General features: G+C 69.1%; 23 protein-coding genes. 10 read left to right on the plus strand and 13 right to left on the minus strand.

Translation table 11 applies throughout. The annotated features are described in order from the left end of the window. Positions 1–32: 32 nt before the first annotated feature. The 4 genes from AS181_RS09010 to otsB all read left to right on the plus strand — a co-directional run bounded on the left by AS181_RS09010 (position 33) and on the right by otsB (position 4,183). Entirely contained in the window at positions 33–1,529 is a 1,497-nt protein-coding gene (locus AS181_RS09010) for a threonine/serine ThrE exporter family protein (RefSeq protein WP_058251250.1), read from the plus strand. A 164-nt stretch (positions 1,530–1,693) separates the two neighbouring features. Beyond that, a complete protein-coding gene (locus AS181_RS25130) occupies positions 1,694–1,864 on the plus strand; it encodes a hypothetical protein (RefSeq protein WP_165630609.1) in 171 nt (56 codons plus the stop codon). A 46-nt stretch (positions 1,865–1,910) separates the two neighbouring features. Beyond that, positions 1,911–3,398, plus strand: coding sequence for an alpha,alpha-trehalose-phosphate synthase (UDP-forming) (locus AS181_RS09020; RefSeq protein ID WP_058251252.1), 1,488 nt, complete (start codon positions 1,911–1,913; stop codon positions 3,396–3,398). Beyond that, the gene (otsB, locus tag AS181_RS09025) at positions 3,395–4,183 is read left to right on the plus strand and encodes a trehalose-phosphatase (protein WP_058251253.1); all 789 of its coding nucleotides are present in this window, start codon (positions 3,395–3,397) and stop codon (positions 4,181–4,183) included. Before AS181_RS09020 ends, otsB begins: the two co-directional genes overlap by 4 nt. Here the strand turns inward: otsB and AS181_RS09030 are convergent. Genes AS181_RS09030 through AS181_RS09040 form a run of 3 tightly spaced genes read right to left on the minus strand, consistent with a single transcriptional unit; the run spans position 4,180 to position 7,295 of the window. Beyond that, positions 4,180–5,295, minus strand: a complete 1,116-nt coding sequence (locus AS181_RS09030; RefSeq protein WP_058251254.1) for a zinc-binding metallopeptidase family protein — start codon at positions 5,293–5,295, stop codon at positions 4,180–4,182. The two genes, otsB and AS181_RS09030, sit on opposite strands and share 4 nt — an antisense overlap. Before the next feature lie 4 nt (positions 5,296–5,299). Next, positions 5,300–6,109, minus strand: a complete 810-nt coding sequence (locus tag AS181_RS09035; protein ID WP_058251255.1) for a transglutaminase-like domain-containing protein — start codon at positions 6,107–6,109, stop codon at positions 5,300–5,302. 58 nt (positions 6,110–6,167) lie between these two features. Next, positions 6,168–7,295 carry an ROK family transcriptional regulator gene (locus AS181_RS09040; protein ID WP_058251256.1) on the minus strand — a complete coding sequence of 376 codons (1,128 nt, stop codon included), beginning with the start codon at positions 7,293–7,295 and terminating at the stop codon, positions 6,168–6,170. A gap of 38 nt (positions 7,296–7,333) precedes the next feature. Here AS181_RS09040 and AS181_RS09045 point away from each other — a divergent pair, with 38 nt between their 5' ends. Further along, positions 7,334–8,098 (plus strand): SDR family NAD(P)-dependent oxidoreductase, encoded by a 765-nt coding sequence (locus AS181_RS09045; RefSeq protein WP_058251257.1) that lies wholly within the window; start codon positions 7,334–7,336, stop codon positions 8,096–8,098. Between the two features lie 3 nt (positions 8,099–8,101). On the opposite strand, the gene AS181_RS09050 is transcribed toward AS181_RS09045, so the two are convergent. Continuing rightward, entirely contained in the window at positions 8,102–9,358 is a 1,257-nt protein-coding gene (locus tag AS181_RS09050) for a L,D-transpeptidase (protein ID WP_058251258.1), read from the minus strand. A gap of 63 nt (positions 9,359–9,421) precedes the next feature. Further along, complete coding sequence (locus AS181_RS09055) at positions 9,422–10,024, minus strand: helix-turn-helix domain-containing protein (RefSeq protein ID WP_058251259.1); 603 nt, start codon at positions 10,022–10,024, stop codon at positions 9,422–9,424. Between the two features lie 47 nt (positions 10,025–10,071). Between AS181_RS09055 and AS181_RS09060 the strand changes: the two genes are divergently transcribed. Together AS181_RS09060 and AS181_RS09065 are read left to right on the plus strand one after the other, a co-directional pair. Beyond that, positions 10,072–10,965 carry a class I SAM-dependent methyltransferase gene (locus tag AS181_RS09060; RefSeq protein WP_058251260.1) on the plus strand — a complete coding sequence of 298 codons (894 nt, stop codon included), beginning with the start codon at positions 10,072–10,074 and terminating at the stop codon, positions 10,963–10,965. Beyond that, positions 10,962–11,939, plus strand: a complete 978-nt coding sequence (locus AS181_RS09065; protein ID WP_058251261.1) for an NAD(P)/FAD-dependent oxidoreductase — start codon at positions 10,962–10,964, stop codon at positions 11,937–11,939. Before AS181_RS09060 ends, AS181_RS09065 begins: the two co-directional genes overlap by 4 nt. Positions 11,940–11,972: 33 nt before the next feature. Here AS181_RS09065 and deoC read toward each other — a convergent pair whose 3' ends face one another. Next, the gene (gene deoC / locus AS181_RS09070) at positions 11,973–12,650 is read right to left on the minus strand and encodes a deoxyribose-phosphate aldolase (protein ID WP_175404302.1); all 678 of its coding nucleotides are present in this window, start codon (positions 12,648–12,650) and stop codon (positions 11,973–11,975) included. Positions 12,651–12,677: 27 nt separating this feature from the next. Between deoC and purU the strand changes: the two genes are divergently transcribed. Then, positions 12,678–13,574: a formyltetrahydrofolate deformylase gene (gene purU, locus AS181_RS09075; protein WP_058251262.1), complete on the plus strand. Its 897-nt coding sequence runs from the start codon at positions 12,678–12,680 to the stop codon at positions 13,572–13,574. Positions 13,575–14,090: 516 nt separating this feature from the next. On the opposite strand, the gene AS181_RS25615 is transcribed toward purU, so the two are convergent. Then, positions 14,091–14,219: a hypothetical protein gene (locus AS181_RS25615; protein WP_264186680.1), complete on the minus strand. Its 129-nt coding sequence runs from the start codon at positions 14,217–14,219 to the stop codon at positions 14,091–14,093. 231 nt (positions 14,220–14,450) lie between these two features. Here AS181_RS25615 and AS181_RS09080 point away from each other — a divergent pair, with 231 nt between their 5' ends. Continuing rightward, the gene (locus AS181_RS09080; RefSeq protein WP_058251263.1) at positions 14,451–15,074 is read left to right on the plus strand and encodes a hypothetical protein; all 624 of its coding nucleotides are present in this window, start codon (positions 14,451–14,453) and stop codon (positions 15,072–15,074) included. 13 nt (positions 15,075–15,087) lie between these two features. Here the strand turns inward: AS181_RS09080 and AS181_RS09085 are convergent, their stop codons facing one another. From AS181_RS09085 to AS181_RS09105, 5 genes are all read right to left on the minus strand, one after another. Further along, positions 15,088–16,272 carry a DUF2993 domain-containing protein gene (locus tag AS181_RS09085; protein WP_058251264.1) on the minus strand — a complete coding sequence of 395 codons (1,185 nt, stop codon included), beginning with the start codon at positions 16,270–16,272 and terminating at the stop codon, positions 15,088–15,090. Then, positions 16,269–17,144 (minus strand): carbon-nitrogen hydrolase family protein, encoded by an 876-nt coding sequence (locus tag AS181_RS09090; protein WP_058251416.1) that lies wholly within the window; start codon positions 17,142–17,144, stop codon positions 16,269–16,271. The genes AS181_RS09085 and AS181_RS09090 overlap by 4 nt, the downstream gene beginning before the upstream one ends. Positions 17,145–17,154: 10 nt before the next feature. Next, the gene (locus AS181_RS09095) at positions 17,155–17,853 is read right to left on the minus strand and encodes a hypothetical protein (RefSeq protein ID WP_058251417.1); all 699 of its coding nucleotides are present in this window, start codon (positions 17,851–17,853) and stop codon (positions 17,155–17,157) included. Positions 17,854–17,963: 110 nt separating this feature from the next. Beyond that, a complete protein-coding gene (locus AS181_RS09100; protein ID WP_058251265.1) occupies positions 17,964–18,476 on the minus strand; it encodes a DUF2505 domain-containing protein in 513 nt (170 codons plus the stop codon). 10 nt (positions 18,477–18,486) lie between these two features. Continuing rightward, positions 18,487–18,993 (minus strand): DUF2505 domain-containing protein, encoded by a 507-nt coding sequence (locus tag AS181_RS09105; RefSeq protein ID WP_058251266.1) that lies wholly within the window; start codon positions 18,991–18,993, stop codon positions 18,487–18,489. 38 nt (positions 18,994–19,031) lie between these two features. Between AS181_RS09105 and AS181_RS09110 the strand changes: the two genes are divergently transcribed. Then, complete coding sequence (locus AS181_RS09110) at positions 19,032–20,126, plus strand: UDP-N-acetylmuramate dehydrogenase (RefSeq protein ID WP_058251267.1); 1,095 nt, start codon at positions 19,032–19,034, stop codon at positions 20,124–20,126. A gap of 13 nt (positions 20,127–20,139) precedes the next feature. Here AS181_RS09110 and AS181_RS09115 read toward each other — a convergent pair whose 3' ends face one another. Continuing rightward, positions 20,140–21,255, minus strand: a complete 1,116-nt coding sequence (locus AS181_RS09115) for an alpha/beta fold hydrolase (RefSeq protein WP_058251268.1) — start codon at positions 21,253–21,255, stop codon at positions 20,140–20,142. Between the last annotated feature and the right edge of the window lie 51 nt (positions 21,256–21,306).

The following is a 21,306-nucleotide window of genomic DNA, read 5'->3' on the forward strand; positions in this document are numbered from 1 at the left end:
GAGCACTCCACCATCGACCCGAGGAGGCCTGCGTGCGCGAACAGATCGGCCGTGTCCTGCGTCGGCTCAGCGGCAGCCGGCAGGCGACGATCGACACCATCGAACCGGGCAGCATCATGGTGTCGCCACGTAAGCCGATCGAACCGTTCGACGTCGCGGCGATCACCGAGGTCCTCGATCTCGCCACGAAGATCGGGGCGGTGCTGCTCGACTCGGGCACCGGGGCCATCGACACCCAGACGCAGATCAAGTTCGTCGCCGGCGTGTACGGCCTCGAGGACGTCGACGTCGATGTCACCTACAACACGATCGTCGTCAGCGCGCGGCGCGGCGCGACGCTCCCGCCGATCACGACCATGGAGCAGGTCTACTACCGGTCGATGGACTTCACCCGGCTCGCGCAGGTCGACCGGCTCGTCCGCCGCATCCGCGATTCGTTCATCAGCCCGTCCACCGCCCACCAGATGGTCGACGAGATCATCACCGCGCCGCACCCCTATCCGCACTGGCTGGCCACGACCGCCTGGGGGATCATGGCGTCGGGCATCGCGGTGCTCCTCGGCGGCGAATACCTCGTCGCCGCGCTCGCCTTCCTGACGACCGTGGTGACGGTCACCGTCAACCGCTGGCTCAACCGCATCGGGACACCGGTCTTCTTCCAGCAGCTGACCGGCGGTTTCATCGCGGTGGTCCCGGCCGCCCTGGTCTTCGCCGCGGCCGAACGACTCGGTGTGCAGATCGCGCCGTCGCAGGTCATCGCGGCCGGCATCGTCGTGTTGCTCTCGGGGTTGTCCCTCGTCGGCTCGGTCCAGGACGCGATCACCGGCGCACCGATCACCGGTGTCGCCCGGTTCTTCGAGTTGCTGCTGATGACCGGCGGCATCATCGCCGGTGTCGGCGTCGCGATCCGAATCCTGGAGGCGGGCGGCATCTTCCTGCCCACGATCACCACGACCACCAGCTTCGAGGTCGTCGAACTGCCGATCCGGGTGGTCGCCGGCGCGGTCGCCGCCTGCGCCTACGCGCTGGCCAGCTACGCCGAGACGCGCGCCCTCGGCGTGGCGTTCCTCGGCGGTTTCATCGGCACCGCGGTCGCGGCGGCCTCGACGTTCACCGACATCGGCGACGTCATCGCCAACGGTCTCGCGGCGGCGTTCGTCGGACTGATCGGCGGCCTGCTGGCACGCCGCGCGTTGACCCCGCCGCTGGTCGTCGCGGTGGCCGGCATCACCCCGCTGCTGCCCGGTCTCGCGGTGTATCGCGGCCTCTACGGCATCCTCGGCGACCAGACGCTCGACGGATTCACCTGGATCGCGAACGCGCTGGCCATCGGCTGCGCCCTCGCTGCGGGGGTCACGCTGGGCGAGTTCGTCGCCCGGTCGCTGCGTCGCCCTCAGCTGCCACCCCGTCCGGACTGGCGTCTCCGCCGCCGGATCGCCCTGCGCGAAGCCCGTGAGGCGCGGCAGGCCGACGCGGCCGCACGCCGGGTCCGAGCGAACCGGTGGCGGCCGCCACCGCCACGACGCTGACGCCGGACGGGTGGCCGTGAGCACCACCGATGTCCGGGTAGAATGCGGAGTCGGGCGTGTCATCGGACGGCCGCTCCAGTCAGCAACGGACCGAGACACCGCACGGCTGCGCCTCGTCACCGCGCACCGAACCGCACACCATGCCGCACAACGAGGGGACTCACATGCCCGCGAAGACCACCGACGCGACCGACATCACCGACGACGAACTGGAGCCGGTGGCCGACGAGACCGCCAACTCGGCGCGCCGAGTCGTCGCCGCGTACGCCACCGACGCCGACGAGTGCCGGATGCTGTTCGCCATGCTGGGGATCGCGCCGGGCGAGAACGCCTGAGCAGGTGGCTCCGCGAGCAGGAGAAACCAACCCCGACACCGGCGGAGTGACCGGCACCGACCGGTCCACCCATGACGGGGCCGAGTTCGTGGTCGTCGCGAACCGCCTGCCCGTCGACAAAGAGGTCCTTCCCGACGGCACCGTCAACTGGAAGCAGAGCCCCGGCGGACTCGTGACCGCGCTCGAGCCGATCCTGCGCGCCAACACCGGGGCCTGGGTCGGCTGGTCGGGCATCCCCGACTCCGATGACAACCCCGACATCGAGGGCATCGACATCCACGCGGTCCCGCTGTCGGCGCAAGAGATCGCCGAATACTACGAGGGCTTCTCCAACGCCACCCTGTGGCCGCTCTACCACGACGTCATCGTCAAGCCCGAGTACCACCGCGAATGGTGGAACACCTACGTCGAGGTGAACCGGCGCTTCGCCGAGGCGGCCTCGCGAGCCGCGGGCGAGGGGGCCGTCGTCTGGGTGCAGGACTACCAGCTCCAACTGGTGCCGAAGATGCTGCGCATGCTGCGGCCCGACGTCAAGATCGGCTTCTTCCTGCACATCCCGTTCCCGCCGGTCGAGCTGTTCATGCAGATGCCGTGGCGGACCGAGATCGTCGAAGGCCTGCTCGGCGCCGATCTCATCGGCTTCCACCTGCCGGGTGGGGCACAGAACTTCCTCTTCCTCGCCCGACGCCTCGCCGGGCAGGCCACCAGCAAGGGCACCGTTGGGGTGCGGTCGCGCTTCGGCGTGGTGCAGGTCGGATTCCGCACCGTGCGCGTCGGCGCGTTCCCCATCTCGATCGACTCCGGGGAGCTCGACGCACTGTCCAAGACCCGCAAGATCCGGGAGCGCGCCGCCGAGATCCGCCGCGAGCTGGGCAATCCGAAGACGATCATGCTCGGCGTCGACCGGCTCGACTACACCAAGGGCATCGACGTCCGGCTCAAGGCCATCTCCGAGTTGCTGGCCGAGAAGCGACTCGATCCCGCCGACACGGTGATGCTGCAACTCGCGACGCCGAGCCGCGAGCGCGTCGAGAGCTACAAGCAGATGCGCGCCGGTATCGAGCAACTCGTCGGGAACATCAACGGCACCCACGCGACCGTGGGCCAGCCGGTGGTGCAGTACCTGCACCGACCGGTGCCGCGTGAGGAACTCGTCGCCTTCTTCGTCGCGGCCGACGTCATGCTGGTCACGCCCCTGCGCGACGGCATGAACCTCGTCGCCAAGGAGTACGTGGCCTGCCGGGGCGACCTGGGCGGCGCACTCGTCCTCAGCGAGTTCACCGGCGCGGCAGCCGAACTGCGCTCGGCGTACCAGGCCAACCCGTACGACCTCGACGGCGTCAAGGACGCGATCGAGGCCGCGGTCGAACAGAGCGAACACGAGGGCAGGCGGCGCATGCGCGCGCTGCGCAGGCAGGTCCTCGCCCACGACGTCGCGAAGTGGGCGGAAAGCTTCCTCGGCACCCTCGGCGCCGACTCCGACACCGAACTGTCGCCCAACCGGGGTGTTCATCTGGTGGACGAGCCCGAGTGAACCACACCGGGATTCCCGCCGAACTCACCGACGCGCTGGTCCGGGCCGCCGGCGTGGGGGTGCTGCTCGTGGCCAGCGATTACGACGGATGTGTCTCGCCAATCGTCGCGCGTCCCGAGGACGCCGTCCCCGAACCCGCGTCGATCGACGCGCTCGTCGCCGCCGCGGCACTTCCCGACACCGTCGTCGCCGTGGTGTCCGGCCGCGAACGGGCCGTGCTCGCGGAACTGTCCGGCCTCACTGCCCCGGTCGTGCTGGTAGGTAGTCACGGCAGTGAGTTCGAGTCCGGGTTCGCGGTCGAGGTCACCGACGAAGCGCGCGCGCTGTTGACCCGCCTGATCGACGAGTTGCGCGCCATCGCCGCGGAATTCCCGGGCAGCACCGTCGAGGTCAAACCGGCGAGCACGGTGTTGCACGTGCGCAACGCGTCGGCGTCCGACGCCGTCGCCGCGCTCGATCGCGCCCGCACCGGTCCGGCCTCCTGGCCGGGGGTGCACACCACCGAGGGCAAGGCCGTCCTCGAACTCGCGGTGATCGAGACCAGCAAGGGCCACGCCCTCGACACCCTGCGCGCGGCCGTCGGCGCCGACGCGGTCATCTATCTCGGCGACGACGTGACCGACGAGAAGGCCTTCGCGCACCTGCGTCCCCAGACCGGTGACATCGGCATCAAGGTCGGCGAAGGTGACACCGCCGCCGACTATCGCATCGCCGACACCGACGATGTGGCAACGGTTCTCGCGTTCGTGGCCGAGCAGCGGGCGCGGACGGCCTCGGCCGGTTAGGCCAGCTGCGCCGGGGCCGCGACGAGCGGGTCCGTCGTCACCGCCCGCCGGGCGCTCTCCCGAATCACCTCGTGCACGAAGCCGAGTTTGCGCACGACGGGTTCGGGGATGGTGAACGGATAGAGCGGGCGGCGTCCCATGGCCACGTTCACCCGGTTCAGCATGAGCGACAACCACTTCCAGTCGTACAGCAGCCGTTCGATCGGCTCGTCGGCGTACGACCGGAGCGGCACGATGTCACGGTCCATGGTGAACCGGACCTGCTGCGCGTCGAGATTCAGCCCGGATTCCCGGGCGGTGTCGATGGTCCCGGTGATGTGGAGGTAGTGCGCGAAGCACTCCGCGAAGTCCTCCCACGGATGCATCGTGGCGTACTCGGAGATGTACGACTCGCGCCAGTTCTCCGGTGACCCGAACCGATAGTGGCGGTTGATCGCGTCGGCGTAGCTCGCGCGTTCGTCGCCGAACAGGTCCCGACACCGGTCGAGGTAGCGTTCCGCGCCCGGGCCGGTCTCGACGAGGACGTGTTCGTAGTAGTGCCCGGTCTCGTGGCGGAAATGACCCAGCATGGTGCGGTACTGCTCGCCGAGGTCGACCCGGAGGCGCTCCCGATAGGCGTCCTGGGTCTCGGCGAGGTCGATGGTCACCACCCCGCCCGCGTGCCCGATCATCACCGGCCGGCCGAGGGTCTGACTCGACAACAGGTCGAAGGCCAGGCCGCCCTCGGTGCGCCAGAACGGCTCCACCGGCAGACCCAGATCGACGAGTTGGTACACCAGCAGCCGCAGGTCGAACGATGCCGGCGCGAGCTTCTCGAGCGCGAGCGTGTCCTCGGCGTCGGGCTGACGCCGGATCAGCGACTCGGGGAAACACCGACCCCGCAGGCCGATGCTGTCCTCGGTGACCTCGGCGAGGGTCAACCAGTTGCATTGCGTCCGATCACGATTCGCACACCACACCCACCGGGCGCCGTCGATCTCGACCCCCTCCGGCCCGACCGCGTACAGCGACCGCGACGGCAGGTGCACGCCCATGGTCGTCGCACAGTTCGGGCAGGTCTGACGATCGAAGCCCGACAACGCATTGCAGACCGGACAGGTGAGCGCATGCACGCGCTCACCCTATCCGGACGCGCCCATTCCCGTCGTCGATCGGCAGCTCGCCGCGCACCGTCGCCGTCACTTCGTAGGAGTTGAGGTTGATCGACCCGCGATGGTTGTCGAGGAACGCGGTGTCGGCGGCATCGCGGCCGGTCGAGATCCGCACGAGGCTCTGACGTGGGGCAAGCCCGGTCGCGTCGACCACCACCCACTCACCGTCGACGATCGCCTCGGCGACGGCGTGGAAATCCATCGGCGAACACCCTGGGGCGTACACCGCGACGAGGCGGGCCGGGATGTTCAGGGCCCGCAGCAGCGCGACGACGAGATGCGCGTAGTCGCGGCAGACCCCGGCACCGGCGAGCAGGGTGTCGGCGGCGCCGTCGATGGGGTCGGAAGTCCCGGGGATGTAGCTGAGGCGGTCCGAGACGTATGCGGCGACCTGGGTCAGGATCTCCCCGTCGGGCAACGATGCGTCGAACTGACCCGCGGCGAAGCCGAAGAACTTGTCGCACTCGGCATATCTGCTGGGCCGCAGGTACGTCGAGCGGTCGGTGATGTCGACGGGCAGCGGATCGGCGGGCGTGAGGACCGACGCCCGGTAGTCGATGGTCAGCAGACCCCGCTCGAGCTGCAGCCGATGGATCCGGGAACCGTGCGGCCCGATGATCTCCTCGGGCGTCACCGACTGTCCGTCGAATTCGACCTCGAGTTCTTCTTCCAACTGGAGGCCGGGCAATCGGGCGACGGTGATCTGCATCTCCAGTTCGGTGGGGTCGTCGACCCGCACCTCGAGCCGTGCGGATACATCGCGGGGCAGCGTCATGGACACACCGTAGGGGATGCGTGCGACGACGGCAGAGGCAGGCGGGCCGACGGCCTGTCTACAGCGTCGCCATCGCCGCGATCGGATCCGCGTAGATGACGCTGAGCGCCACCACGACCGCCGCGCTCTCCTGCACGCGCACACCGAATCTCGACGGCGCGATCTCCAGCGGCCAGGTCAGCGTGGTCGCCTCGTCGAAGGCCGCCTGCACCGGCGCGAGCCCGTGCGGGTGTGCGGCGAACGCGTCGCCGGCCACGACGATGGCATCGGGGTTGATCACATCCCGGATGAGCGCGACCGACTCTCCCAGCACCCGGGCCCGCTCGTCGGCGATCCGGGCCGAGGTCGGGCTGATCCCCAGCCGACGCGCCGCGACCTCCGCGGCGTCGTTGCCGATGACGTTCTGCAACCGGACCCGGGTGAGCCCGGGGGCGAGCACCGGAGCCGTGACCGGCAAGTGCGCGATGGTGCCCGCGCCACGCTCCGGTACGTGCACGCGGCCGTCGAGAGTCATTGCCATCCCGGCCGTTTCGCGGGCGTAGAAGAACAGCCCAGAACCCCCGTCGTCGCGCGGATGCGACAGGAGCAACTCGGCGGCCGCCATCGCCTCGACGTGCTCACAGACCGACACCGGCGTGTCGAGGCTCCCGGCAAGTGTTGCGCCCACGGCGAGTTGATGCCAGCCCAGGACCCGGTGGTTCACCACCCCGGTCTCGGCATCGACCGCGCCACCGACCGCGACACCTCCCCACAGCACCCGCCGCCCGCTGAACCGGGCGGCGAGTTCGGCGAGCAGTCCGCTGAGGTGCGCGAGCGCGTCCTCCTGATCGCCGGTCGGCGTCAGCACGGCGTGACTGTGCAGTGTGCGGCCGCCGAGGTCGGCGATGACGAGCACGGTCCGACGGGCACCGATGTGCATACCCGCGACGCACAGCGAGTCGCGGTCGATGGTCAGCGGATTCTTGGGCCGGCCAATCGCTTTCGGCCCGGCGAGATCGGGGCGTTCGACGACCAGACCGTGAGCGGCCAGCGCGTGCACCTGACGGTTGATGGTGGCCGGCGACAGACCCGTCGTCGCGGCGAGCTGATCCCGCGTCACCGGTCCGCCGACCCGGATCGCGTGCAGTACCGCCGCCGCCGGAGTGGAGGTCAGTTGCAGCGCCGCCGGGATCACTCCCCCACGCATGCGACGAATGTAGCAGCGCGGTCCGTAAGGTTGAGCCCATGAGCACCGACAACGCCTCCCAGTCGACGGACAACCGACCGATCGCCGTGGTCACCGGCGCCAGTTCGGGGATCGGCGCGGCCACCGCGCGACAGCTCGCCTCGCAGGGCTTCCACGTGGTGCTGGGGGCGCGCCGGGTCGATCGGGTGACCGCGCTGGCCGACGAGATCGGCGGCACCGGAAGACAACTCGACGTCACCGACGAGCAGTCCGTGGCCGCCTTTGTCGACGGCCTCGACACGGTGCACGTGCTGGTGAACAACGCCGGTGGCGCCAAGGGACTCGACCCGGTGTCGACCGCCGACCTCGACGACTGGCGCTGGATGTGGGAGACCAACGTGCTGGGGAGCCTGCGGGTCACCAAGGCGTTGCTCCCCGCACTCATCGCGTCGGGTGACGGCCTGATCGTCACCGTCACCTCGATCGCGGCGTTCGAGGCCTACGACAATGGCGCCGGGTACACCTCGGCGAAGCACGCGCAGGGTGTCACCCACCGGACCCTGCGCTATGAACTCCTCGGGAAGCCGGTCCGGCTCACCGAGATCGCGCCGGGCATGGTCGAGACCGACTTCTCCCTCGTCCGCTTCGAGGGCGACCAGGAACGCGCCGACAAGGTCTACGAGGGCCTGACACCGCTCGTCGCCGAGGACGTTGCCGAGGTCATCGGGTTCGTCGCGTCCCGGCCGCCGCACGTCAACCTGGACCAGATCATCCTCAAGCCGCGCGATCAGGCCTCGGCCCGGCGGAACATCAAGACCGGCTAACGGCTAGCGCGGGGCCGGGGCGTTCGAGGTGGGCGCCCCGCTGGGCGTGGCCGGGACCGAGGTCTCGCGGACCTCGCCCTTGATGGCCGACATGCCCTGCCAGGTCTCCCAGTCGTAGATCCAGTCGTAGATGTCGCCGTCGGCCTCCGACAACGCGATCCGCGTCCCGGTCACCTCCACCGGGTCGCCGTAGACCGCGACCCGGAAGTAGCGTTCGGCGTCGGCCTCCGACAGGTTGATGCATCCGTTGGTGACGTTCGCCGATCCCTGCACGTTCACGGTCGCCGGGTTCGCGTGGATGAACTCGCCGTTGTTGGAGATCCGCACGGCCCAGCGTTCCCGGATGTTGAAGTAACCCGCGGCCGGGTTGCTCATGAAGAACTCTTCGTACTTCTCGGTGACCACGTGGATGCCCGAGCGCGTGACGTTCCGGTCGAGGTCGCCGCCGCCGTAGCTGCACGGCAGCGCCATGAGTTCGACACCGTCGCGGAGCACCACGATCCGGTGCGAGGACTCCTCGGCCTTCACCACCTGGGCCCGCCCGATGGTGAAGTCGCTGGTCACGTCGGCCGCTCCGTACGCGCCGCCGCCGTGGTCGAGGCCGTACAGCTTGGCTGCCATGCCGACCTTCGTGCCGGGTGCGTAGTACTCGCGGGGGCGCCAGTGCACGCGGGAGCCGTTGTCCTCGCCGAGCCACGCCCACGACCCCTCGGTGGGTGGTGTGGTGGTGACGGTCAGCGCCCGCTCCACGGCCTCCTTGTCCTCGACCGTCCCGTTGAACTTCAGGATGATCGGCGCCGCGATGCCGACCTCCTGACCGTCGCCGATGTTCACGACGACGTTCACCTGACTCGACGGCTGCAGCGTGGTGAACGTCCCGGCGACCGGCACGACCTTGCGATCGAGACCCACCGCCGTTCCGCTCCAGGTGTATTCGGTGCCGTAACCGAGGGGCTCTCCGATCGTGTAGGTCGTCCGGTCCTCTGACAACTGACCCTTCACCACGACGCCGCGCGGGTTGGTCAGCTTCACGTCGGGGTTGAGAGAACCGTCGGTCGCCTTGACCGAGAACTCGGCGGTCGGGGTGGCCGGCTCGGCATCGAGGGCCGGGGTGAAAGTCAGGGTGACCGGCGGGTCGGCCGGTGTGTCGTCTCCGGGGCCGAGGCCGGAGCCGGAGCAGGCCGCCACCGCGACCCCGAGCGCTCCGACCCCGGCCGCGGCGAGCACGGAGCGTCGGTTCACCGAGGTCTGGGGAGTCATCACCGCAACAACAGTACCGATGCGCCGCCTCGCATCGGTGGTGTGAGGCTGCGGGGCAGGTGGTCAGGCGTCCGGGGCGTCGTCGTCGCGGGCCGCGCGTCCGGTTCGCACGGACGGCAGGTGCGCGCGCTCGCCGGCGTGGTCCATCATCGACAGCACCTCCGCCGGGCCCTGATAGGCGCAGATGGCGTGCGGGATCATCGTCGAGAATTCCGCGGCGTCACCCTCGGGCACGAGGATCGTGCGGTCGCCCAGCCACAGCCTCACGGTTCCCGACAGCACCGTGAACCATTCGTAGCCCGGATGGACGCGCAGGTCACCGACGGGTTGCTCGCGGTCGAACCGCATCTTCGCCACGGTGACACCCTGTGGGGCGTTCTCCCGCGAGAGCAGCCACATCGTCATGCCCTCCACCTCGTGCGGCTGGGGCCGGATCACGACGTCGGTGTCGTCCGCCGGTTCGACCAGCTGATCCAGGGTCGTGCCCAGCGCGCGGGCGATCGGCACGAGCTGGTCGAGCGCCACCCGCCGATGCCCGGTCTCGATCCGACTCAGTGTGGACGGCGACAGATAGCACCGGGCGGCGAGCGCGTCGAGCGTCCAGCCCCTGGCGATGCGGAGGCCGCGGATGCGCTGGCGGACCACCGCGTCGAGTTCTTGCGTCATTGGCAAGATTCTATGCCATCCGGGCATGCCGGCGCTACCGTGAGGTCATGACCAGCACGCACCATCCCTATCCGACCGGCGCACATCACGAGCACGCGAACCACGCCGACCACCACAACCACGCCCGGCTCGCCGCGGTCCTCGACCTCGACGCCGAGCTCATGGCCGACTACCTCGGCGACGCCGCCCGTCTCGTCGCGGAGACCCTGGGGCGCGTACCCGCGCGCATTGCCGACCTCGGGGCGGGGACCGGCACCGGCACCGAGGCGCTCGCTCGCCGCTTCCCACAGGCCTCGATCCTGGCGGTCGACGGGTCGTCCGACATGGTCGCGCTCGTCGAACGACGCGCACGGGAGGGCGGTTTCGACGATCGAGTGACCGCCGTCGTCGCCGATCTCGACGACGGACTGCCGCCGCTCGGAATGCCCGACGTCGTGTGGGCGGCGATGTCGCTACATCACGTCGCCGATCCGCAGCGCCTGTTGCGGGAGGCCGCGACCTCGCTCGGACCGGACGGCATCGTCGTGATCACCGAGATGGCGGGCGTCCCGCGTTTCGTCCCCGCCCACGAGGACGCCGAACTGCTCGGGCTGCAGGACCGCTGTCAGACCGCGGCCGCCGGGGCCGGGTGGGAAGCGCTCGTGGACTGGACCGACGCGTTTGACGACGTCGACTACGAGGTACTCCGCGCCGAGACCGTCCACGTCCGGCGCAGCGACCCGAGCCCTTCGGTCGCGCGGTACGCCCGGCACTGGTTCGCCCAGTTCCGGCACCGTTTGGCCGACACCCTCGAACCCGCCGACCTCGCCCTGCTCGACGACTTGACCGAGGCAGACGCGCGGAATCGTCTCGATGACCTGGCCCTCGCCGCCGGACGACTCCTCTGGATCGCCCGGCCGCGCACCTCCCCCATTCCCACCCCCGAGAGCGAGCAACGATGACCAACTCCTCATCCGCCCGAAAAGATTTCCCCACAACCGAATACGACGTGGCCATCGTCGGCGGCGGAGCTGCCGGACTCAGCGCCGCGACCGTCCTCGCGCGATCACTGCGCAAGGTCGTGGTCATCGACGCGGGGCAACCGCGCAACGCACCGGCGGCCGGCGCCCACAATGTGCTGGGGCAGGACGGGATCGCACCCCTGGAGCTACTCGCCCGCGGCCGGGCGGAGGCGACGGGATACGGCGCCGAGATCCGTTCCGGCACAGTCGTCGACGCGGCCGGCACCGTCGACGACTTCACCCTGCGGCTGTCCTCCGGCGAGGTCGTCGCGGCCCGTCGCCTCATCCTGGCGACCGGCCTGGTCGACGAACTCCCCGACCTCCCCGGCGTCGCGGAGTTGTGGGGACACGATGTGCTGCACTGCCCGTACTGCCACGGCTACGAGGTCCGCGGAACACGCATCGTGCAGATCGCGACGAGCCCGATGTCGGCGCATCAGGCACTGATGTTCCGCCAGCTCAGCGACCGGGTGACCGTGGTCGCGCACGATCCCGACGCCCTGTCGGACGACGACCGGTCGCACTTCGCCGCGGTCGGCATCGACATCGTCGACGCCCGCGTCGAGCGCGTCCGGACGCGCGCGGAGAACGGTTCTGCCCACCTCGACGGCGTGCTCCTGACCGACGGCACCGTGGTCGAGGCCGACGCGGTGGTCGTCTCGCCGCGATTCATCGTCCGCGGCGACCTCTACGAGCGACTCGGCGGCACCCTCGACGACGGCCCGATGGACGGGTTGGTCGGGACCGGCCCGATGGGCGAGACCGCGTTGCCGGGCGTATGGGCGGTGGGCAACACCACCACCGTGCATGCGATGGTGACCGTCGCCATGGGCGAGGGCGTGTCCGCCGGTGCCGCGGTCAACGCCAGCCTGGTCATGGCCGACCTCGACGCCAAGGTCTCCGCCCTGGCGTGACCGATGCCGGTCCGCAGATCCGCGGCCGGCCGCCTACACGGGGAATCCGTCGAGCACGGCGGCCGACGCGGACAGCCCGAGCCGGGTCGCCCCCGCGGCGATGAGCTCAGCGGCCGCCTCGGCGGTCCGAATGCCACCGCTCGCCTTGACTCCCACCCGGTCGCTCACCGCGGCGCGCATCAGTTGCACCGCCTCGACGCTCGCGCCGCCCGCCGGATGGAACCCGGTCGACGTCTTCACCATCGACGCACCGGCCCGCTCGGCGCGGCGGCACACCTCGGTGACGGTGTCAGGCCCGGCGAACTGCAGCAGCGCGGCCGATTCGATGATCACCTTCAGGAGGGTGTCGTCGCCGACGGCCTCCCGGACGGTCAGGACGTCGGCGAACACCTCGTCGAACCGGCCGTCGACGGCCGCACCCACATCGATCACCATGTCGATCTCGTCGGCCCCGGAGTCGACGGCCAGACGCGCCTCGGCCGCCTTGACCAGCGAGTGGTGTTTCCCTGACGGGAACCCGGCCACGACACAGGTCCGCAGTTCCCCGGTGTCGATCGGCAACATCGACGGCGAGAGGCAGACGGCGAGCACCCCGAGTCGTGCGGCCTCGGCGACCGTGGCCTCCGCGTCGGCCCGGGTCGCCTCGGGTTTGAGCAAGGTGTGGTCGATGATGGCGGCGACGTCGCCGCGTCGCAGGTCCTTGTTCGTCACACCGACGAGCTTGGCACACTGACTGTCGTGGCCCCCGCACAGACGATCCCGACAGACCAGACCGAGCGCCGCTACGTGCTGACGCTCGGCTGCCCCGACCGCACCGGCATCGTGGCGCGGATCTCGACCTTCCTCACCGATGTCGGGGGCTGGATCACCGAGGCGGCCTATCACTCCGACGAGGAGACCGGGTGGTTCTTCACCCGCCAGGCCATCCGCGCGGATTCGGTGTCGTCGACCGCGGACGAACTGCGCGCGCGCTTCGCGTCGGAGGTGGCCGCCAAACTCGGACCCGAAACGGATTGGCGCCTCACCGATTCGCGAGAGACGAAGTCCGTGGTCCTCCTGGTGAGCAAGGAGACCCACTGCCTCATCGACCTGCTCGGACGTGCACATCGTGGAGAACTGCCGGCGGCCATCCGGGCGGTCGTCGGCAACCACCGCGAACTGGAAGACCTGGCCACTCGGTTCGGTATCCCGTTCCACCATGTTCCGTTCGCGAGCGAGCGCAAGGCCGAGGCCTTCGGCGAGCTGGGGCGGATCGTCGAGGGTTATGACCCCGACGCCGTGGTGCTCGCGCGCTTCATGCAGATCCTGCCGCCGCAGCTGTGCGATGCGTGGGCCGGGCGGGCCATCAACATCCACCACAGCTTCCTGCCCAGCTTCATCGGCGCCCGGCCCTATCATCAGGCCTTCGCGCGCGGTGTGAAACTGATCGGCGCCACCTGCCACTACGTCACCGCCGACCTCGACGCCGGTCCGATCATCGAACAGGACGTCATCCGCGTCGACCACAGCGACTCGGTCGCCGACATGGTCCGACAGGGCCGCGACATCGAGGCCCTGGTGCTCAGCCGAGGCCTGCGGTGGCACCTCGAGGACCGGGTGCTCGTCCACGGACGTAAGACCGTCGTCTTCAACTGAGGGCCCCACACAGCGAACCGCCCCGCGACTTCCGTCGCGGGGCGGTTGCAAAGTCTGGGCACTCAGCCGGCGGGGGTCTCTTCCTCGCCACCGAGCGAACCGGTGACCAGGTTGCCGATGATCTCCTCGATAGCGCCGGAGATGCCACCCTCGATTGCGTCAGACATATCTGCTCCCTTCGTCATCGGTGAGATTGTTCGTCGATCACCGTCCGCTCTCACCCGTGCGTCGGCTCGACGCCGACGTTACATATTCATTTCGGGAATGTCTCCCCTATCAGCGAAACCAGCTTTCGCATATCGCAACAATCGGACCCACGGAAACAGCGTTTTCCCTGCTGAAAGCGCAACGTTGCCCGAATTGAAATCATCGGAAATCGAATGTGATCACCCGTGTAATGCATCGAAAATGCAACGTCCGGACGCCTGCGTCAAATACTGACTCGGCCCAGAAACAGTTCAGCAATTGATGCCGTCGGGGCCATCAACTGCTGAACCGGTGGTGAGTCGGGTCGATTCAGGTCTCCGAATCGCTGCCACCGAGCGAACCGCCGCCGATCGAACCCGCGTCACCGAGCCCGCCGATGATCGCCTCGACCGCGCCTCCGATCGCACCCGCGAGACCGCCCTCGACTATGCCTGCCATATCCGTCTCCTCTGATGATGGTGAGATGCCTGAGTGTCGGTCGCGCGTCTCACCTGGTCACACGACTCGGGGGCGACGTTACAGACCGATCACGGAATCGTCCTGCGATATGAATAATTCTTGGTTTGGGTTCTCAAATGCCGTTCTAAACAACACATGAATCTCGTGCCATCGACCGCGGAATACACCCGACCGGAAACATTCGCGGGGATTTCATGGTGGCATGGAACAATGGTCAGCATTCACGCGACCGGGACTCGATCACGGTCGTTGACGGCCGCCGACCGCCCGCCCGCGCTCGACCTTCTCGCGGCGGGAATGCAGGAGGTCCCGGTCTATCGATGGCTCCTGGGCGAGAACTCCCCGCCCGAAGTGTTCCGGTGGTATGGCGACGTCCTCTTCACCGATCTCCTACCGGGCCTGCGGGGCCTGTTCGCCACCACCGGGGAATTGACCGGACTGATCGCGGTGGCGGGCCCCGATCATCGGACCCAACCGGTCGACGACGAACTGGCGAACCGTACACGCCATTTCGTGACCGCCCTGGATGGTTTGATTCCACGATTCCGTGAACTCCAGGAGAAATCGCGTGCGCTCGCGATCGATTCCGCGCACAGCATCGTGTTCGCGCTCGTCCACCCGGCCCATCGAAGGAACGGCACTCTCGCGGCGATGCTCGAACCCGTCCTGCAGGAGGCCCTCGGCGCGGGGTCGCCGGTCACCGCCAGCACGGCCGACGCCCACATGGTCGACGTGTACGCACGGAAGTGGGGCGGCCGGGTCTACGGAGAGTTCACGCTGACCGACGGACCGACGGTCTGGTTCCTGACCGTCGACCCGCCGCCGGCGGTCTGAGTCCCAGTCCCGGTCAGACCGAGCAACCGCCCGACTGGCTCTGCGACGACGTGCCGGTCATCTCACTGGTCAGCTGCACGTCCGAACCGCTGATGGCGAACTCGAGCCCGCTGTCGGTCACCTCGAGCGAGTCGACCTGCACCTCGTCGAAGAACGGGCCGAGCGACGACGTCGTGATCTGGTCGACGATCTGCTGCGCGAAATCCGGCGGGATGCCGAAGACCAGGGCGCTGGCCTTCACGACCTCGAAGTCGACCCGCCCGTCGTTCAGCACCGGTTTGATGGTCGCCGACACCGGCACCTGGAAGACCATGACCGGGAACGCTGCCTGCACCTCGAAGGTGCCATCGGCCGCATTGCCGGTGATCTGCTCGACCGCGCCGACGCCCCCGGTCGGAGTGCCGGTGCTCTGACCGGACGCCCCGGCCTGCTCCTTGCTGAGTTCGACGATCCGCTCGTAGGGGATGAAACCCGTGCCGTCGAGACTCTGGATGTCGGTGGAGTTCTCGGTGCCCGAGATGCCGTCGGCACGCATGTGCAGACGGACGCCCCCGGCGCTGTCATCGGTGTCGACCTGTACGAACGGGATGTCGCCGCTGCCCTGCAGGAGGATCGGCTTACGGCTGAGCGACACCTCGGTCGGCACGCCGGTCAGCCCGCTGAAGGATTCCTCGAGACAGTTGGTGACCTTGTTGCGCAGGTACAGCTCGCTGCCGACCGCGGCGATGACCGCGAGGAGCAGCACACCGACGACGCTGAAGGCGACGATCTTGCGGGTGCTCCGCTTCTTGCGCGGGGAGGTGAGGACCGGCCCGCTGCCGGTGCCGTCGGGCGATCCCGGCGGAATCGGTCCCGAGGCGGTCGTCCCGGGCCCGTACGGGTCTTCGCCGGGCGCGAACTGCGAGGTGGGGGGCTTGGCGCCGCCGATGGCACCGGTGTCGGCATCGGACGGCGGGATGGCCGAGTAGGCCTGCGCTCCCGGGACGATCGGTTCGGTCGCGAACTGCTCGGTCGCGGGCGGCTCGCCCTGTTCGGTGCCGGACACCGGACGCCATTCGCCGCCCTGGCCCGTCGAGGTCGGCTCACCGGTCGCGGGATCGGGGTCGCCGGGGTTGTTCGTGTTCGGATCGTGCTTGCCGGTTGCGTCGGCGGGGTCCCCGGATGAGGAATCGGGGCGGGGCGTGTTGCTGTCGCTCATGGGTTCCGTCCTGGGTCGTCTGACTCGCGGAGCCGCGTGTGGGCCGGCGTCACGTCGTTGTCCGTCTCGCCGCCGACCGGCAGTGGGCGCTCGTTGGCGAGGACTGCCAGTTGCGTACGGGCTTTCTCGACCAGTGCTAGGTCGAGGTCGTGCACGTCCACCCGGATGCTATCCGGATACGCGGCGACCAACGTACCGAATGGGTCTGTGATTTGGCTGTGTCCGATTCCGGTCGGCGCGCTCGACGACGCGGCCGCGTCGTCGGTGGGAAACGCCTGGTCGACGGCCACGACGAAGGTCGTCGAGTCCAGCGCTCGGGCCGAGGCCAGCACCTCCCACTGACGGAGTTTGCCCGGTCCGGAACCCCACGACGTGGGTACCACGATCACCTGGGCGCCCTTCCGTGCGAGGTGGGTGAACAATGCGGGGAATCGGATGTCGTAGCAGGTGGCCACGCCGACGGTGACGTCGCCGACCGCGAAGGTCAGCGGCTCCGCTCCCGCGGCCACGTTCTTCGACTCGGTGAATCCGAAGGCGTCGTAGAGATGGATCTTGTGGTACCCGCGGCGTGTCCCGTCCGGGTGTGCGACGACGACGGTGTTGCGGACCCGGCCGTCGCCGGCAGGCGTGAACATCCCGGCCACCACCGTGACCCCTGACGCCGCGGCGACCTCGGACACCCCGCGCGCCCACGGACCGTCGAGATCCTCGGCGACCGGCTTCAGCGGCACCCCGAACCGGCACATCGTGGCCTCCGGGAAGACGACGAGCTCGGCGCCGCGCGACGCCGCGTCCGCGGTGACCGCACGCACCGTCTCGAGGTTGGCGGTGGGGTCGTCGGTCGAACTGATCTGGGCCATCGCGACACGCATGACGGCCACACTATCCAGCCGGTGCGACGGTCTCCCACGGAACCGTGAGCACGTTGTCGGACAGGCGGCGCCGCGGCATCTCGCAGTCGACCCCACGGTCGCGCAGCAGACCCAGTGCATGCACCCATCGGGCGCGCGGGCCGTACGGCGCCAACGGCGCGGCGATGTCCCAGCACTGATCGGCCAGGGTCAGCAGGGTGTGGATCCGCTCGCCCGGCACGTTGCGATGGATCAGCGCCTTGGGCAGACGCTCGGCCAGGTCCGACGGACGGTCCGAGTGCTCCGGCGCCCAGCTGAGGGTCATGCTCACCGGCCCGTCGACGTCTAGCAGCACCCAGCTGCACCGTCGGCCGATCTCGTCGCACGTCCCCTCGACGATCACTCCGCCCGGCGAGAGTGCACCACGGATCCGGGCCCACGCGTCGTCGACCTCGTTCTCGTCGTACTGACGCAGCACGTTGAACGCGCGCACCACCCGGGGTCGCAGGCCGCCCAGCTCGAAGCCGCCGAGCCCGAACCGCACGCCGGCGCGGGGCTCGACCACGCGGGCGGGGTCGATCTCGAGACCGACCATCTCCAGATCCGGGGCGACCGCGCGGAGCCGTTCGGCCATCTCGACGGTCGTGTCCGGACGCGCACCGTAGCCGAGGTCGACGACCAGCGGCCGGGGCACGTCCAGGGCGGCATGCACCCGCGGGGAGTGGACCATCCACCTGTCCACCCGCCGGAGCCGGTTGATGTTCGTCGTGCCCCGGGTGACCCGGCCCTGCGGTCTGTGCTCGATGCGCTCGGACCTGACGGACGGGCGGCCGGCTCGGATCACAAGTTCTTGTCGACCCAGTCCTTGGCGTACTCGGCCTCGGCGCGGAACAGGTCGACGAGGTTGATCAGGATCATCTGCTCGAGCTTGCCGTTGACGAACGGGACGAAGACCTTCGCCTCACTGGTCCGGCGGATCGTGCAGCCACCGTTCTCGGTGGGGAAGAGTTCCTGCCAACCGTTGAGGCTGCCCGGTCCCGCCGGGATCGAGGCGTTGTAGGTGCCCTTCGTGTTGTCCGGGTCGAACGGGCCCAGGGTCTCCTCGCGGGTGATGACCATGTCCTTCTTCATCACCGTCTGCGCGAGCGCGGGCAGCTGGTCACGCCCGATCGTCTGCTTGAGGACCACCCGGATACCCGTCTCGTCGGAGACGAAGGAATCGACCTCGCAATGCGGGGAGATCATCTGGAAGCCCGCCATCATGTCGTCCCAGTACTGCTTGATGCTCTGGGCCTGGTAGAGCTTCTCCGCGGACTGCGTGTACCGAGCGGAGTAGCTGAGCCGTCGTGCCATGCAGACCAGGCTACGTCAGCGGATTCTCGGTCTCCCACTCGACGGTGTGTCCGCGCTCGGCGTCGAGCAGCGCCGACAGCTCGCTGACCACCGACTTCTCTATCTTCCCGCCGAACAGCGGGAGATTCACCGACACCTCGGCGCGGTTGTCGGTGGTCGCCGGGTCACCCGACGTCACGGTGGTGCCGGTGACGTCGACCGGCACCGGCGCCCCCTCGACCGTGGCATGTGTCTCCCCCTCGATCCGGTCGCCGACCAGGCGGTATGTGTTCTTGCGCGGGATTCGGAGGTCGCCCGGCATGACCTTGGTGACCGCGGACGGCAGCTTGTCGGCGGGAATGCCCTGCTGGATCTCGACGGTGACCGTGTCGCCGGTGATCGTCACCTTCTCGACATGCCCGTGCCCGGAGTTCATGCGCTCGACGAGGTCGTGCCAGTACTTCTCGGTGGTGTAGATCGCCCACAGACGCGCGGTGGAGAAGGGATAGGACACCGTGTGCTGCAGCTTGCTCGCCATGATGAGAACGCTACCGCCCGCCGGTTAACGTTGAGGACGTGACCGACACGCAGGCGCCGCTGAGCGCGCCCCTCGCCGAGCTGACCACCCTGCGTCTGGGTGGGCCCGCGCGCGAGATCATCCGCTGCGAAGACACCCGCACCATCGTGGAGACCATCCTCGACCTCGATGCACGGTCCGAGCCGGTCCTCGTCGTCGGCGGCGGTTCGAACCTCGTCATCGGCGACGCCGGGTTCGACGGGACGGCGGTCGTACTCGGCAGCCGACGCCTCGAGTTCGGATCGGGCCGTGAGTCGGGACGGCCGCACGTGGTCGCCGACGCTGGCGTGGGCTGGGACGAGCTGGTCGCCGCGACGGTCGACGCCGGTTTCGGCGGACTCGAGTGCCTCTCCGGGATCCCCGGCGCGGCCGGGGCGACCCCGGTGCAGAACGTCGGGGCCTACGGCGTCGAGGTGGCCGACATCCTCCGATCGGTTCAGGTCCTCGATCGACGCTCCGGCAACCTGCGGTGGGTCTCCCCCACCGAGCTCGGTCTCGGCTACCGGACCAGCAATCTCAAGCACCGGCACGACTTCGTGGTCGTCGCGGTCTCGTTCTGGCTCAACGACGATCGCGTGAGCCAGCCGATCCGCTACCGCGAACTCGCGACCCGCGTGGGGGTCGAACCGGACGATCGGGTCGACGCCGCCACGGTGCGCGCAGCCGTGCTCGACCTGCGCGCGGGCAAGGGCATGGTGCTCGACGCGACGGACTTCGACACCTGGAGCGCCGGCTCGTTCTTCACCAACCCGATCGTGCCGGGCGATGACGCCCCGGCGGTGCTCGACCGGATCGCGGCGCGCGTCGGCGACGACGTCGCGATCCCCACCTATCGCGCGGGCACCGATGACACCGACGCGGCGATCAAACTGTCGGCCGGGTGGCTGATCGAACGGGCGGGCTTCCGCCGTGGACACCCGGGCCCGGACGCGGCGGTCCGACTCTCGACGAAACACACTCTGGCGCTGACCAATCGGGGCGCCGCGACCACCGCCCAGCTCCTCGATCTGGCTCGCGAGGTCCGCGACGGCGTCGACGAGGCGTTCGGGGTGACATTGCGGCCCGAGCCGGTCCTGGTCAACTGCAGTCTGTGACGGGAAAGACCGGTCAGACCGCCTGGGTGTCCTTCAGATCCGCTGTCTCCCGGGAACTCTCGGCGACGACGTCGTCGAGCAGGGCGTTGAAGCGTTCGGCGGCCTCGATGCTCGACATGTGTCCGACGCCGTCGTAGACGACCATCTCTCGCAGCGAACCGTTGCGGCGCAACACCTCGGCGATCTGCTCGGCGTGTACCTGCGGGGTGAGCCGGTCCTCGGTGCCGACGACCACGGTGGTCGGCACCGTCAACGCCTCGAGTCCGGCGGTCACATCGAGCTTCCCCATCGCCGAACCCCATCCGGCCCGAGCGCGCGGCGGGCACGAGCCGATCATCTCGTCGACGAACTCGACGTGCGCCCGGCGGGCGTGCGGCCCGAGGGCGATGTAGTGCGAGAAGCGGACGCCGTAGGACGTCTTCGGGATCGGAACCGGGACCGAGGTGATCATCTTCGCGGCGGCCGGCGCGAACGGTTTGGCGTACGCCGGCAGATCGACCGGGATCAGCAGGTGGTTGTCCATGACCGCCTTGGCGGCGGTCGAGACCAGCACCACCGACGACACCAGCGACCCGACCTTGTCGGGGTATTGGGCCGCCCACGACATGATGGTCATGCCGCCCATGCTGTGTCCCACCAGGATCGCGCGGCGCCCGGCCGGCACTGCCGCCTCGAGCACCGCGTCGAGGTCCTCACCGAGCATGGCGACGGTCGGTCGGCGGTTGCCGCGCTCACTGCCACCGTGGCCGCGCTGGTCGTAGGTGACGACCCGGCGGGAGCCGCCCTCGGAGGCGGCCAGGTGGTTGATCTGCGGGTACCAGTAGGCGGTGTTGCAGGTCCAGCCGTGGACCATCACGATGACGTCGCCGGGGTCGTCGGCGCCGGGGTCGTCGGGGTCACCGTAGACCTCGACATTGAGCCGGGCCCCGTCCGCGGTCGGGACCTCGAGACGTTGCGGGGCGTTGTCCGGGCGGGTGAGGAGATCGTCCGGGCCGTCGTCGACGGCGAATTCGGCCTGCAGTGCCTCGCGCGCGAGTCGCGCGAAGACGGTTCCGATTCCCAGCGCGACCACGCCCGCCCCGATCGCGGTGGCAACGCTGCCCGCACTGGCCACTGACTTCGTGTTCATCCGGCACTCCTCACCTGTCGAGGACCTCACTGGTCCTCTGCAAGGCACCGA

It is taken from the genome of Gordonia sp. SGD-V-85 (assembly GCF_001456905.1).
Classification (GTDB): domain Bacteria; phylum Actinomycetota; class Actinomycetes; order Mycobacteriales; family Mycobacteriaceae; genus Gordonia; species Gordonia hongkongensis.